General features: G+C 53.5%; 10 protein-coding genes. 2 read left to right on the top strand and 8 right to left on the bottom strand.

Annotation, left to right across the window (positions count from 1 at the left end; translation table 11 throughout):
• Nucleotides 1-35 precede the first annotated feature (35 nt).
• The gene (locus M2305_RS07070) at nt 36-509 is read right to left on the bottom strand and encodes a nuclear transport factor 2 family protein (RefSeq protein WP_264648962.1); all 474 of its coding nucleotides are present in this window, start codon (nt 507-509) and stop codon (nt 36-38) included.
• Between the two features lie 76 nt (nt 510-585).
• Here M2305_RS07070 and M2305_RS07065 point away from each other — a divergent pair, with 76 nt between their 5' ends.
• The gene (locus M2305_RS07065; protein ID WP_264648961.1) at nt 586-1,320 is read left to right on the top strand and encodes an AraC family transcriptional regulator; all 735 of its coding nucleotides are present in this window, start codon (nt 586-588) and stop codon (nt 1,318-1,320) included.
• Nucleotides 1,321-1,377: 57 nt separating this feature from the next.
• On the opposite strand, the gene M2305_RS07060 is transcribed toward M2305_RS07065, so the two are convergent.
• The 4 genes from M2305_RS07060 to M2305_RS07045 all read right to left on the bottom strand — a co-directional run bounded on the left by M2305_RS07060 (nt 1,378) and on the right by M2305_RS07045 (nt 7,187).
• Nucleotides 1,378-3,726, bottom strand: coding sequence for a TonB-dependent receptor (locus tag M2305_RS07060; RefSeq protein ID WP_264648960.1), 2,349 nt, complete (start codon nt 3,724-3,726; stop codon nt 1,378-1,380).
• A 100-nt stretch (nt 3,727-3,826) separates the two neighbouring features.
• A complete protein-coding gene (locus tag M2305_RS07055) occupies nt 3,827-5,170 on the bottom strand; it encodes an MFS transporter (protein ID WP_264648959.1) in 1,344 nt (447 codons plus the stop codon).
• Between the two features lie 72 nt (nt 5,171-5,242).
• Nucleotides 5,243-6,397 (bottom strand): M24 family metallopeptidase, encoded by a 1,155-nt coding sequence (locus tag M2305_RS07050; RefSeq protein ID WP_264648958.1) that lies wholly within the window; start codon nt 6,395-6,397, stop codon nt 5,243-5,245.
• A gap of 157 nt (nt 6,398-6,554) precedes the next feature.
• A complete protein-coding gene (locus M2305_RS07045) occupies nt 6,555-7,187 on the bottom strand; it encodes a TetR/AcrR family transcriptional regulator (protein WP_046900504.1) in 633 nt (210 codons plus the stop codon).
• 554 nt (nt 7,188-7,741) lie between these two features.
• Between M2305_RS07045 and M2305_RS07040 the strand changes: the two genes are divergently transcribed.
• Nucleotides 7,742-9,472: a Hint domain-containing protein gene (locus tag M2305_RS07040; protein ID WP_264648957.1), complete on the top strand. Its 1,731-nt coding sequence runs from the start codon at nt 7,742-7,744 to the stop codon at nt 9,470-9,472.
• Nucleotides 9,473-9,595: 123 nt separating this feature from the next.
• Here the strand turns inward: M2305_RS07040 and M2305_RS07035 are convergent, their stop codons facing one another.
• From M2305_RS07035 to M2305_RS07025, 3 genes are read right to left on the bottom strand one after another with little or no spacing between them, the layout of a single operon-like run.
• Entirely contained in the window at nt 9,596-11,350 is a 1,755-nt protein-coding gene (locus M2305_RS07035) for a dihydroxyacetone kinase family protein (protein ID WP_264648956.1), read from the bottom strand.
• A gap of 39 nt (nt 11,351-11,389) precedes the next feature.
• Nucleotides 11,390-12,409, bottom strand: a complete 1,020-nt coding sequence (locus M2305_RS07030; protein ID WP_064275248.1) for an ABC transporter permease — start codon at nt 12,407-12,409, stop codon at nt 11,390-11,392.
• The gene (locus tag M2305_RS07025) at nt 12,399-13,904 is read right to left on the bottom strand and encodes a sugar ABC transporter ATP-binding protein (RefSeq protein ID WP_211495621.1); all 1,506 of its coding nucleotides are present in this window, start codon (nt 13,902-13,904) and stop codon (nt 12,399-12,401) included. Before M2305_RS07025 ends, M2305_RS07030 begins: the two co-directional genes overlap by 11 nt.
• Nucleotides 13,905-13,911: the final 7 nt, after the last annotated feature.

Genomic DNA, 13,911 nt, shown 5'->3' with positions numbered 1-13,911 from the left:
TGATACGCTTCAAACAAAGCCATCAGGGCAACCTATTACTGCAGCGATCCCAATGCCTTATCTTCGTAATAACCTTCAATGACGTACGTCAGTTCATCCACAAGACAGATACGGGGGCCTCGAAACCGGTAGAACGCAATAACCTTGATAAGGCTATGCTCGCCGGAATGACGTGTAGCGCGCGCGAAATGCACCGTAGCCGCGCTGTCACCGTCACAGAGGATATGTTGGATGCTAATATCCAGCTTTCGGAGACCGCTGCGTAAAGCGGTGGTGTGGGTGCGAAAATCATCAAGCGTCATCTCCTGTCCATCGACGAACTGTCGATAGTCCGTCGTCATGAAATTGGAGAGTTCACTGATATCTGAGGTGAAATCCGTAAAAGTGGCGAACATCTGGCGGATTGTACGCTCGTGTTTCTCCAATGGCATGAAGCCTCCATTAATTTTCTGAATGTCATCAGAAGTCATATTGGAGAAAAACATGGCGCGCTTTCGAAAATAGGTCATATTTCGACTCATGTGCGCCAAAATATCTTCTCCCATACCAAGGATGCTTTCCACAGATACTGACATCTCGTGGTTATTGGCAGGACAGATCAGCCAACCTCAGCGTCGTATAACGGACCTTCATATCCACAAGACCGGCCAGATTATTCTGATGGAACACGGGATTATGGTCGTCAAAACTGAAGGAGCTTACTGGCTGATCGGCCCTGGACAATTTCTCTGGGTCCCGCCGAAGACAAATCACGATGCTCGCTCTCATGGAGCAATTTCTGGATGGAGCCTGTATGTCAGTGAAGATAGGTGCGCATCCCTTCCGGTCAGGCCTTTTGTCGCAGACAGTACGCGCTTGATAATGGCTCAAGCCGAGCGCCTGACATCTGTTATTGCTGATGGAAAATGGGATGACCGTACAACGCGCCTGGCTGAAAGCTTTTGGGATGAACTGCTTTCCATCCCTCGCAGTTCCGTCACATTGCCTGCCCCGAAAGACGTCAGGCTAAAGCTGGTCACCGAAGCTCTGAGCAGTGACCCGGCTGATGTGAGAGAACAGCAGGACTGGGCAAAGTTTGCTGGGATGTCCTTACGCTCTTTCGTGCGCCACTTTACCGCTGATATGGGAATGTCATTTTCAGTCTGGCGCCAGAAGCTCCGCATTCTCAGCGCGCAGGAAAAACTGGCGCGTGGCGAGAGGGTCACCTGCGTAGCTGCCGCGGTAGGCTATGAGAGTCTGGGTGCTTTCGCTGCGGCGTTTAAGAAAAGCACCGGATACTCACCAAGCGACTACACGAAACGGGTCACCAGAAAGATTTAAAACCTTGACGCCCTTGTTCAGGAAAGGGCGTCAATTTGTCGAACCTGCCTGCCGTGATCAGAAGTCTACTTTCAGACGACCACCAACCATGCGTGGCGTTCCTGGAACGCCGAAAATACCATTCAAACCCGTGTCCCGTGTTACGTCGTAATGGCGGTTCAGCAGATTGTTTGCATAGGCCGAGACAGACCACTTTCCGCTCTTAGGTGCGAACGTCAGACCAGCGTCCAGCAGGAAATAAGCTGGCAGCCGGTAAAGGTTATTCCCAGGAATATTTAACTGGGATCCGCGGTAACTGTAATCGACATAGGGCGTCAGCCCCCATGCTTCACCGAGCTTCACCTTGTAGGACGCAGAGCCCTCAAGCGTCAGCTTTGGAATTCCCATATCGACGTTATTGAAATTCTTGTACTGCGCGCTCAGCACGCCCGTCTTGATGTACGCGAGAGCGACTGCGGTTGAGTCGATAGCGTTGAAATCCTTATAGTTCCCGCGCTCGTATCCGATATGTTGGTGCAGAACCAACCCCGGGATCGGGTTGGCATCAATCTCCATCTCCACGCCCCAGATACGGCTCTTGGGAATGTTGACGTACTGGCCGACCACGCCATAACGCGGGATAACGGCCAAACCGATCATCTGCTGATTATGATAATCGTACCAGAATGCATCACCATTGATACGAAGCTTGTGATGCAGATAATCGGACTTGAAGCCAACTTCATACGCCAGAAGGGATTCCGGCTTTGTTGGATTAAGCTGCGATTCAACAACCGTATTGTTGGCTGTGAACCCGCCCGGCTTGAACCCTTTCCGAATTGACCCATAAAACATCAGATTATTGAACGCCTGATATTCAATGCCGCCCATTCCGGAAAACTGATTGGTCAAAGCACCATGTCGGCCATACCGGTTGTCAAAAGGCGTTGGATACGCCCGAGTGTTATACCGCATAGTCCGCATATTATAGAGCGTACGGTCATCGGATTCATGCGTCAGGCCCGCCTGAAGATGCAGCCGCTTGGTAAGGGCAAAGCGCAAATGTCCATACTGACTGAACGCCTGCTGATCCTGATTATAGCTGGTCCGCTGCACATAAGGCCGGGACCCGGACTGGGAATAATCATTAAAAATGGAAGAACGCATTTGCGTGCGGTCATAATACATCCCCACCGTCCACTGAAGGCGTGACTGCGGGTTACGCGATGCTAACTTGACCTCTTGCGAGAACATATTGGCATTCGTGTTGACGTCCACGTCATAGATTGCATAGCACGTGCCATCCAGATCCATGAGATTATGAACGTACATCTGCTGGAATGCGCTGATAGTCGTCAGGTTCGCAAATCCCAGGTTCCGGGTGATGTTAACGCCTGCTCCCCAGAAGGTGTTGTTATAAGATGGTTTTGTCTGTCCCTCATTGCCTGACAACTTGAGAAATTCCGGGCGAAAGCCCCACGAGGTGTCCCTGTTATTGCTGTACGCTGGCGTATTTCTCGATAGGTCCTGAATATTATAGACGCCAATAGCCTGGGAATTATCCTGCATCCAGTTCCCGCTAAAAACGATGTTCGTCTTATCGTCAGGCTGCCAGGCAACCTTTGCGCGCAAACCGCCTTTGTTGGCATTTCCCAAAGTCTGGCCTGTGTTGATGTTTTTCTGAAAGCCTCCCCCCTGCTGAGTAAAACCAGCAATCCGGTATTGCACGTTGGAGGTGATGGGGCCGGATACGTAGAGATTAGTAATGCTGCGATTATAGGTCGCAATGTCTTCAGACGCACCATAGTGAAGCGCCTTTGTCGGGTCTGCCGTTTGAACGTTGATCTCACCGGCCGTTACGGTTTGTCCGTGCGTGTAACCCGATGGCCCGTTGCTGACATCCACACCCGCCATATCAAACATCGCAGCGCCTGCCATATATCCAATAGGCAAAGCTACGCCGTCCACATAGGTCATGACGGATGGCGTATTGTTGGAGGTAAAATCGTTTAGCCCCACACCACGCAATGTAAAATTGACACTGGAACTCGCACCTTGAGGCTGCACCGTGAGATTGGGCGCAAGATTCATCAGACCTTTAACGTCGGTCACCTGATGCCTTGCAAGATCCGCAGCATCGATATGAGTGACTGAAATGCCCTGCTTCTGTCGCGCCGCCTGCCCAAACACGTTTCTCGTCTGCCGAACCATAATCGTCTCAGGCTGCGAAGATTGCATGGCCTTTCGATTATTCTGAACGGGAGACAACACAGGCTTTTGTGCAGTTGCCCCAACTTTGGGGTGAGACGCATGTTTGTGAACTGCGCCCTTTGTGATTGGGGCCGCGACAGATGTTTCCGTAAAGACGGAAAGCGTCATGGCAAGAGCGGTGCCGCACAGAAGAAAATAATTGTTATATCGGAACATTTCAGGTCTCCCCGGAATATCTCCGGTTATGAAGGTGGCGTGTTTCATGCACTCGCATGAGCGAACTTGGTGGAGAGGGACGTGTGGAGGCAGACGTGACTTACACGCCGTAATCTCCAGTAATCGCCTCCAGAGAACGGTTTTTGGTGGACGGTCCGAACAGGAGGATACTGAGCGCGCCACCGAACAAAATGACGGCGGTCAGCCCAAACACTCCTGCAAAGCCTACTTTGGGATATGCGGCACCAATCAAGAGCGGGGCAGCAATCGCTCCTACTCGACCAAGTGCCGATGCTGTTCCCATGCCCGTCGCGCGGAGAGACGTTGGAAAAATCTCCGGAGTGTAGGCGTAAACCCCGGCATACGTTCCATTCATGAAGAAGGAGAGCAGAAGGCCGGATACAAGAACTGCGGTCGAAGAACTCGCCATCCCCAGACCAAGAGCGCTGACCATCGCGGCAGCTAGATAACCTACAATGGTCGCTTTTCGTCCCCACGCTTCGTTGAAATAAACAGCGCTGAAATACCCGGGGATTTGTGCCACGTAGATTGCGATTGAAAAGCCGAAACTATGCGCAATGGTAAAACCCCGAGCGATCAGAAGCGTAGGCAGCCAGGAAAAGAACGCATAATAGCTGAACGTAATGGACATCCAGAGAAGCCAGCTCATGACGGTGACCTTGCGCAGGCGTGCCGACAAAAGCTGCGTGAATTGCTTGGACATACGCGTGCATGGTGATGATGGCGCGCTTTCTGCCTCATAAGCCACCGATGGGCGCCCTAGTTCTCTTTCGATGCAACTGAGAACAGCATGAGCTTCCTGCCCCCGCCCGACGATCTGAAGCCAGCGGGGAGATTCTGGCAGAGATCTGCGCCACCAAAGGAGCAAAATCACCGGACAGGCTGTCAGAGTCAGAGCCCAACGCCACCCGTCCGCTGATCCCGGGATCAGGGCGTATCCCAGCAGAGCCGCAGCAACGAAGCCAAACGAGAAAAAGCCGGCCAGAGCACCAGTAAAGGCTCCGCGATAACGGCGCGGCACAAATTCTGAAAGATATGGAGCGATAATGGCGGATTCAGCGCCAGTCCCAAGACCCGCGATCATCCGTGTCAGAATAAAGCTGTGCCAGTTTGTACAGAAGGCCGAAGCCAAAGATCCCAGACAATAGCAGGCCAATGCCCACATCATGACGGATCGGCGACCCCATCTGTCTGCAACCAAACCGGCATACAGCGCACCAATGAAATATCCCAAAAACGCGGAGCTGCCCAATAGCCCCAGCTGGGACAGGGACAGGCCCCATAAATGCTGAATAGCGGGCATCACGAATGCCAGAATGGCTCCATCAAGCCCGTCAAAGCAGTACCCTGCTCCTCCCACCAGAAGGAGCTTGTAATGAAATCGGGAAAAAGGGAGCTGCTCCAGCCGTTCTGAAATAGTCATCGATAGCGTTCCCGACACAAGGGAGAATGAAAAAACAAACTTCGTCAGGAAAAATCAGCGTGTGCCTCAGGCCTAACGAACGATGAGATTTTCTTTTTCATCGGGATATTTTGTCAGTATTTCGTATCCGGATTCAGTGATCAGAACTGTATCCGAATGCCGGTATCCACCCTGCCCTTTGATATAAATTCCCGGCTCAATACTGAAAATCATACCCGGCTGAATGACGTTATCTTCACCCAGAGCAAGGAACGGAGCTTCATGACTGGTAACGCCGAAACTGTGGCCAGTTCGGTGCAGCGGCGTTTCATAACCCGCGCGATGCGCAATAGCCTGACAGGCCGCATCAATTTCGGAACCAATCGCACCCGGCTTAAGCATGCCGTATGCCGTATGGCGCATTTCCATCATGGTATTGAAGGGACGTTTCGCGTCTTCGGGGATATGATCCAAGAAGAACGTTCGCTCGATTTCCGCGCCATATCCGTTAATGCGTCCCGCAATAAGCCCCATGAACGGGCCTCCTGGTTCACAAGGTGCGGTCAGGCATGAAAAATTATGCGGATCGTCTGTATAGGCAGGCGGCTGGATGAGACCGGCAGCCTTGCTGGACATGACATTATAAGCCGGTGCTTCCGTTAGGCAGCGATGATAAAAATAGGGTGTCACGTCTGAAATGGCCTGAGCCACCATCACACCTGGCTTGACCTTGCCCATCATCATGGCAAGAGCCTTGGTCATCACGTCACTTGTCCACGCGATACGTGAAATCTCATGGGCAGACTTAATCTGCCGGACGTCATCGACGATATTCAGGATCTGGCACCGAGGTCCGATCGCTGCCTGCAAATAAGCCGGACAGGCCGCCTCAATACCGATTGTGCCCTGCGCTGGCAGAATGCTCGCCAGACGATCAGACCATCGCGCTCCAGCAGGGGCTGGGAACTCGGCATACTCCGCAAGTGTCAGGGCACCGACCTTGTGCCGCTCCACATGCGGGATCTCAAGCCTGGGAACAATGAACGTCGCGTCAGAGGCAGTCAGAACCAGTACAAATGGACGCTCATGAACGAAATTAGCGAAATTTGTCAGGTAATAGATGTTGTCGGGATCAAAAGAGACATACGCCGCATGGCCGGCTGCCTCCATCTTTTCCAGGACCTTCTTATGGCGTTCGGCCATTTCGGCGGGAGAAACCTGCAAAGCAGTAAGAGGCGGCATTGTCATGTCTGACCCTGTTGTGCTGGAGGGAGGTCTCTCAACGCTCCCATTCAAATTCTTATAAAAGCAATACAACCTACTTGTTTCTTGTGCGTCAAGATAAATTATTTGCGTATCGGAATGATTCGACCCTATCCGTGCGGAACGTTCCCTCCCCTTTGAATCAGGGAGTTTTCAAAGCAATCCGAAGGAATTCTTCGCGGGCAAATCTGCGCCAGACTTCAAAGGATCGATAGAGGTCCTCCAACGGAATGCCTCGTGCCGTTTCAACTGCTAACCCGCGCAAAAGCGCAGCATTCAGAAGTCGCAGATCAATAAACTCCTGACTGGGCGCCACACCCCGCTTTCCGGACAGCCACCGCGTCATGAACTGGTCAATGCGGGCGAGAACCGGAGCCGTCACTTCTTCCAGATCCGGATCGCTTCGCCTTGCCAGCTCTATTTCCACCGTCGCAATAAATTCCGGCCCGGCGGTCACGAGTGCCCACATCGTATCCAGCATGGCATCAACACGCTGCTCAGGTGTTTCCTTGTTGCTGATGGCCTGCCTGTAGAGGCGCGCGCGCTTAAGAGCATAATGACGCAGGACCGTGGCCATAATCAGTGATTTTGTAGGGAAGTGGTGCTGCAACGCCCCAAGACTGACACCCGCCGCCTTTGCGATGCGCTGTATTGTTGTCGCGGCATAGCCCTGCGTCTGAAGTAGATTGACGGCCGCTTGCACAACCTTGGCACGCGTCGAGGCGCTACGATCAGCCTGCGTACGCCGCCGCACGGGGACGGAAGAAACACTCATGAGATTACAGACAGGCCCCTGATGCCAAAATCAACGATAGGGAAATTCTCTTACAGTGAAGCTTCCGCTTCCGGAAATTCCTCTTCAATTCCATTCGCCAACGCTTCTTCCAATCAACACTTTCTTAGGGTTGCTGTTCTAAGCAAAGAGCTCGGGACATGACGTTATCGAGATCATCAGTCTCTCCACATCTCAAATGAGCCTCTCAGATTTGCCGGGAGGGAGGCATTTCCAGAAACCACTATGCTACCGCAGACCATCTATCGATTTGAAAATATCAGAGCGCTTTTCTGGCCTCTCTCCATCCCACATTTGGAATCCAATATGAAAATTCCGATTAACGCCGTCCTCTAGAATGCATTTTCCTCAAAAATTATTTCTCCTGAAAAGATCAGGACTTTTCAGAAACTCGGTGTTTTCTTTTTGATTTTTCGGCAGTAGAAAATCGTGAAAATCAATATTTCCATTTTACAAAAACCACCTGAAATCATACTATTAGTTTGTTTAAAATAAACTATCCGCATTCAACGTCCACGAAGAAGCATAGGAATCACATGACAACGACAGTCAGTTCAGGCAGCTCCACGACCGTTAGCGGTACGACACAAAGCGGTTTCGTTGTCCGTGGTGGCGGCACACTGAATGTCTCAGGTGGCGGGAAAGCCAGCAGCATCGCTGTTTCTTCAGGCGGCGTTGTCAATGTCAAAAGTGGAAGCGCCTCTGGCATCGTACTGAGTTCTGGCGGCGCGAAATATGCTGCCAATGGCGCTCGGCTCTACACCTATTCTGGCGCGACAGTCACAGGCGTCACGGTTTTTTCCGGTGCTGAAATCAATAATCGAGGTGGTGTACTCAGCAACGTCACCGTTTCCTCTGGTGGATTTGCCCAGGAGTTCGGTAACAGCTACGGCCCATCCAAGGACTATTATACGACTGTTGCCAATGGCGGAGAATTCTCCGTACAGGCTGGTGCGTCGTCCATTAGCGCCACGGTGTCTTCCGGTGGAATTTATACAGTTCATTCAGGCGCCATTATCAGCGGTCTGGACATTACCTCTGGCTCTTTGCTGACATTTGCAGACTTCAAGGCTGGTTCCAGCATGTCAGCCAGTGTCAGTGGCTCGACCTTGAATGTTTATTCAGCAGGTAAGCTTGTACAGTCCGTGGGCCTGGATACGACTGCCTATGATGGTCATAAGTTCGACGTCTCAGCGTCGTCGGGTCAGTACGATAGCGGCGGCATCCGGGTTACGGTCTGCTATCTGTCCAACACCATGATTTTAACGCCAGATGGTGAAAAGGCCGTTGAAACCTTGCAGATTGGTGATCTGGTCATGGTCAAACGGAATGGCAAACTTCAGCCAGAGCCAATCCGCTGGGTGGGCCGTCGTTTTGTGGACGTCAAAGCCAGTGCAGACCCGGACAAATGGCCCGTCTGCATCAAGGCCAACGCACTCGCCGACAACGTCCCCCACAAGGACCTTCGTATTACTTCGGAGCACTGTCTACATCTAAATGATCTGATGGTTCCGGCGCGGATGCTGGTCAATGGTCGTTCCATCACGACAGATACGTCCGAGAGCTTTTTCGAAATCTTCCATGTGGAACTCGAAACACACGGCGTTCTTATCGCCGATGGAGCAGAAGCTGAAAGCTATCTGGACACGGGAAACCGCACTTCGTTCGAACAGACCGGAGATGTTGTTCGCCTGAACAATCAGACATGGGTGTCTGATGCTGCGGCGCCGCTAGGTGTAAACCGCGAGCAGGTCGAACCGCTTTATACGGCGCTTCTGGAACGTGCGATCAAGCTGGATATCGGCGAAACGTCGCGTCCCGCAGAACAAACAGATGACCATGATCTGCATTTGGTCACGACGGACAACACCGTGATTTATCCATCACGGACAATGCAGGGATCGGTTCTGTTCCAGATCCAGCCGGGCGTCACATCGGTTCGTCTGGTTTCACGAAGCAGCCGCCCAGCAGATGTCGTTGGTCCATTTGTTGATGACCGTCGCAATCTCGGCGTTCTGGTTGGGCAAATCAAACTCTGGGACAGCACCATTTGCCATTCCATCACGTCCCATCTTTCTGCATCCGAGGATGCGGGCTGGTACGCTGAAACCAACGGTGAAGCCCGTTGGACGAATGGCAATGCCCTGGTGTCTCTGGGAAACCGGAATGCTGATGCGATCGGGATGCTGGAAGTTCAGGTTCTGAACGCAGGGCCATATCTTCTGGAGAGCAAGGAAGATTCAGCGCTCCAGCTTTCTTTCGGCTAAGCCGTTAAAAGGATCAGGAGCTTTTGGTAAGAAAGCTCCTGACCTTTCACTTTCGCCAGGTCAGGAGTTCTCAAGAAAAGGCCTACCCTGACGCGTTTCTCTGAGAAAGCGCCCGTTTTTCTCTTACTCCCCCAGAGAAACTGTGCGTTTTTGCTCATCTTCAAGAAGCTGGGTCTGCAGTTCCTTTCCCACCACACCGACACAAAGCGCGAGAGAAAGAGCCCCCGCATCAGGGTGACCCTTGCTTCTTTCACCATGGGTTCTAGCGCGCCCCATGCGAGGGAGAAGATCTTTCGTAGCCTCTGCTGCGGCTTGTGAGGCATTGGCGGCCCTAGACCACGCAACGGGCAGAGCTGCCCCCCCTGCAAGCTCCTGCTCAAGCATTTCCACAAATGGCACGAGAGCATCAATGAGGGTTTTGTCTCCAGGCTTGGCTTTCCCAAGAGACATGATGCGCTCCATCGCCTGCCTTACTCCCTGAGCAAGCTGCGTTGGAGAAGGAAGCGCATTGTCGTCCAGCGCCAGACTGAACGCTCTCAGGCCCTCGCCCCACAAAGCGCCAGACGTTCCGCCCGCACGATCCGCCCAGGCATCTGCCGCTGCTGAAAGAGTAGTTGCAGGCCCAGCCCCTGAAGTCGCGGCTCTGGCAGCCGCGGCTTTGGCAGCAGCCGAACCGCGGGCCATTCCCTGCCCATGATCTCCATCTCCCGCCACCGCATCGATATGACCCAGCTCAGTTTCTGCCGCTGCAAGAGCCTCGGCCAGGGTGTTCATAACTCCCGAGACGCACTGACCGCCTCGTCGCCCTTCTGCCGTGGACGATTTCATGTATGTCACGCTGGTCTCGGCCGGCGCGTCTTCGAAGGTTGTATCTACTTCTTCAATCAGACCATGGCGCAACGCGGCCGTATCAACTGGAGCGCACCAGAGGCGCTCCAGTTCTTCATCAAGCCAGGTCAAGGTCAGTGAACAGCCTGCCATATCAAGACTGGTGACATATTCTCCAACCAGAGGGGCCACAGCCGTCAGGCCTGCTTTTTCCAACAGGGGCGCCAGTGCTTCCCACAGAACAAACAGTTCCTCCTGTTTCGTGCTTCCCAACCCGTTGAGAGTCAGAGCCACACGCCGGGATGCTTCGGCAGGCAGTTCGCTTAGGACTTTTTCCAGCAGGATCTGTGCCAGGACCTGCGGTGTCGGAATACTCTCTTCCCCGATCCCCGGCTCCCCATGCACACCAAGCCCCAGCGCCATTCGGGCATTCGGAACGTGAAACAGCTTGTCTGCTTCGCCCGGCAGTGTGCAGCCATCGAAAGCAACGCCGAATGTTCGTGTCTGACGGTTTACGCGATGACCAATCTGTTCGACAGCGTCCAGATCCAGCCCTTCTTCCGCAGCAGCGCCCACAATCTTGAAAATTGTCAGATCACCCGCAATACCGCGCCGACGTTCCCTCTCGTTTTCTGTCGCGCTGGCCACGTCATCCATGGTTGCAAGAATGCGAACGTCATATCCCTCTGCCCGCAACCTGTCGGCGGCGATACCGAAGTTCAGAACATCTCCAGCATAATTGCCAAAGCCCAGAAGAATGCCTCCTCCGAGATCAGCCTGACGCACGACGCTTTGAATTGCCTGCGTTGACGGAGACGCGAAGATATCTCCAGCAATGGCCGCATCTGCAAAACCAGTTCCCACATATCCGATGAACGCCGGATAGTGCCCTGACCCTCCCCCTACGACGACAGCCACCTTACCTTTTGAACCCGGTTTGGCGCGCACAACACCCCCCCGGACCATTTTGACAAGGTCTCGATGCACCATGCTGTATCCATGCAGGGCCGAGGCTGCGAATTCGGAAGCATCGCCACAGATCTTGGTCATGTGAGTCTCTCCTTTATCAGGATGAAAAGCTGCTGACGGTCAGGACGCGTCGCGGTTGAGGTAATGACGGGCGAGGGAGTCCAGAGAGATGGCGAGCACAACGATGCCGCCGCTCACAACGGACTGCCAGTACGGCGAGATACCAAAGAGGACGATGATGTCTTCAATGATCCCGATGATCACGGCCCCCAGAACAGCGCCAACCGGGCTTCCCAGGCCACCCGTTGTTGCAACGCCCCCAATGACGGCTGCCGCAATCGGAGACAGAACCCATGTGTCACCGATGGATGGCTGTGCTGTTCCGAGACGCGCGACCATGAGAATGCCAGCCAGAGCAGACAGGAAACCGGCGAGCGCGAACGCGCCCATACGAATGGCATTGACGCGAATACCGAGCATTCTTGCAGCCTGCGGGTTGCTCCCGATGGCGTAAATGTAACGCCCGACAGGCGTACGCATCATGACGAATGCAACAACAGTCAGACACACAAGCAGAACCAGAAATGGAACCGGGACGCCGAGGACAAGACCTCTACCAAGGAAGCTGATTTCATGCGGCACCCCGGTAATGGCGACGCCGCGTGTCGCCACCAGATTGGCACCGCCATAGACGCCCGCCATACCGATGGTCAGCACCAGAGAATGCAGACGAAGCTGAGTAATCAGCAGGCCATTCAACAAGCCACATCCCGCTCCCATCAACAGGCACAGAGCGAGCGAGAGCCAGGGATTCAAACCGACCTGCACCATCAGCATTCCGCCAACGACGCCAGCGAGGCCACCAATCGCACCAACGGACAGGTCAAGCTCGCCAAGGATCATCAAGACGGCCTGCCCGATGGTGACCAAGCCGATGAACGCAAGCGCACGCGCGATGATGATCATGTTGAATGACGTCAGGAAGTGCGGCGACAACAGACACGAAATCCCGAAAATCAGGATCATCGCACCAATGACGCCACCCAGCGGATTGGCGACCATTCTGGCTATAAGCGCACGAATGGAAGACGCCTTTGGAGGCGTGGGAGTTGCTCCAGGGAGTGTGGTTTCAAGCGACATGACGGGTCTCCGTGGCGCCGATGATCGCGCCCACAAGCGTATTGACGTCAGTGGTAGCCTGGTCGAACGACCCGGTGGTCCGACCGCCGTACATGGTGATGATTCGCGTTGCGCAGCGCTGCAACTCAGTCATCTCAGAAGAGACGAGGATGATGCCGACACCCTCTTCTGCGAGCTGTTGCATGATGCGGTAGATCTGGAATTTCGTGCCGATATCGATACCCTTGGTGGGCTCATCGAAAATCAGGATGCGAGGACGCCGCGCCATGGCACGGCCGATAATGGCTTTCTGCTGGTTTCCCCCGGACAGGAAGACAATTTTCTTGCCGACAGAGGATGTTCGCACATCAAATTTCTGGATCGTTTCAGAAACAATTGATTTCTCTTTGCCAGAAGAAATGATGCCACCGCGCTTCATCTTTTCCAGCACGGAAAGACTGATATTTTCCCGCACACTCAGAAGCGGAAAAATACCATGATGTTTCCGTTCTTCAGAAAGATAGACCATGCCCATAGCCACGGCCCGATCTGTTCGGCCACGAGGTATTTCTTTACCGTTAAACATGCACCGTCCGGATTTTGCGGAATGATACCCGAACATGGTCTGCATCACTTCCGAACGACCAGCCCCCACCAGCCCCGCAAAACCAAGAATTTCGCCACGACGGAGCTGAAAAGAGACATCTGAAAAGCCCGGTCCCGTCAGGCCTTCCACACTCAGAAGAATATCAGAATCATCAATGGCACCCCGCGGCTGAAATTTCTCTTCAAGCTGAACAGAACTGCCAGACATCAGACGGATAAGCTGATCTTCCGTCATGCCGTCCATCGGGTACGTCCCAACACTGCGACCATTGCGCAGAACGGTCACTGTGTCTCCCAGACTGAAAATTTCTTCCATTTTGTGCGAGACAAAAACAATTGCACAGCCACTGTCCCGCAACGTGGTGATGATGCGGAAAAGATGTTCCGTCTCGTTCGCCGTGAGGGAAGATGTCGGTTCATCCAGGATCAAAACCTTGAACTCATCCCGGCAGGCCGCACGCGCAATCTGAAGCAGTTGCTGATCTGATACGCTGATGCGACTGACGGTCTGTCCCGGCCGGGCATGAATCCCAAAGCGCTCGATAAAACGGGATGCCTCCGCTTCCATGGCCTTCCGGGAAATCGTCAGATGACCAAATCCCGAACGATGGAACGGCATGAACATGTTTTCAGCCACCGTCATGGACGGAAACAGATTCAGTTCCTGCGGTACGTAAGCAATACGGGAGAAAAGGCTATGATCCGCCAGAGCATCCTGCCCCTCGATCAGGACCTTTCCTTCGTCAGGCGTGACAAGACCTGTCAGGGTCTTGATCAACGTGGATTTACCCGCGCCATTTTCTCCGGCCAGGATATGGATTTTGCCCGGCTCAAGCGTCAGATCGACGTGATCGAGCGCGACCACACCGGGATAGCTTTTACGGACAGCTTCAACCTGGAGAACCGCCATGATCGTT

It is taken from the genome of Gluconobacter cerinus, from assembly GCF_025961355.1.
Lineage (GTDB): Bacteria > Pseudomonadota > Alphaproteobacteria > Acetobacterales > Acetobacteraceae > Gluconobacter > Gluconobacter cerinus.
This window is presented reverse-complemented; position numbering and strand designations above follow the sequence as displayed.

What these genes read in the sequence shown, in the direction of transcription:
- M2305_RS07050 (WP_264648958.1), bottom strand. Translation starts at nt 6,397, where the DNA reads ATGACAATGCCGCCTCTTACTGCTTTGCAGGTTTCTCCCGCCGAAATG.
- M2305_RS07060 (WP_264648960.1), bottom strand. Translation starts at nt 3,726, where the DNA reads ATGTTCCGATATAACAATTATTTTCTTCTGTGCGGCACCGCTCTTGCC.
- M2305_RS07045 (WP_046900504.1), bottom strand. Translation starts at nt 7,187, where the DNA reads ATGAGTGTTTCTTCCGTCCCCGTGCGGCGGCGTACGCAGGCTGATCGT.
- M2305_RS07040 (WP_264648957.1), top strand. Translation starts at nt 7,742, where the DNA reads ATGACAACGACAGTCAGTTCAGGCAGCTCCACGACCGTTAGCGGTACG.
- M2305_RS07030 (WP_064275248.1), bottom strand. Translation starts at nt 12,409, where the DNA reads ATGTCGCTTGAAACCACACTCCCTGGAGCAACTCCCACGCCTCCAAAG.
- M2305_RS07055 (WP_264648959.1), bottom strand. Translation starts at nt 5,170, where the DNA reads ATGACTATTTCAGAACGGCTGGAGCAGCTCCCTTTTTCCCGATTTCAT.
- M2305_RS07070 (WP_264648962.1), bottom strand. Translation starts at nt 509, where the DNA reads ATGACCTATTTTCGAAAGCGCGCCATGTTTTTCTCCAATATGACTTCT.
- M2305_RS07025 (WP_211495621.1), bottom strand. Translation starts at nt 13,904, where the DNA reads ATGGCGGTTCTCCAGGTTGAAGCTGTCCGTAAAAGCTATCCCGGTGTG.
- M2305_RS07035 (WP_264648956.1), bottom strand. Translation starts at nt 11,350, where the DNA reads ATGACCAAGATCTGTGGCGATGCTTCCGAATTCGCAGCCTCGGCCCTG.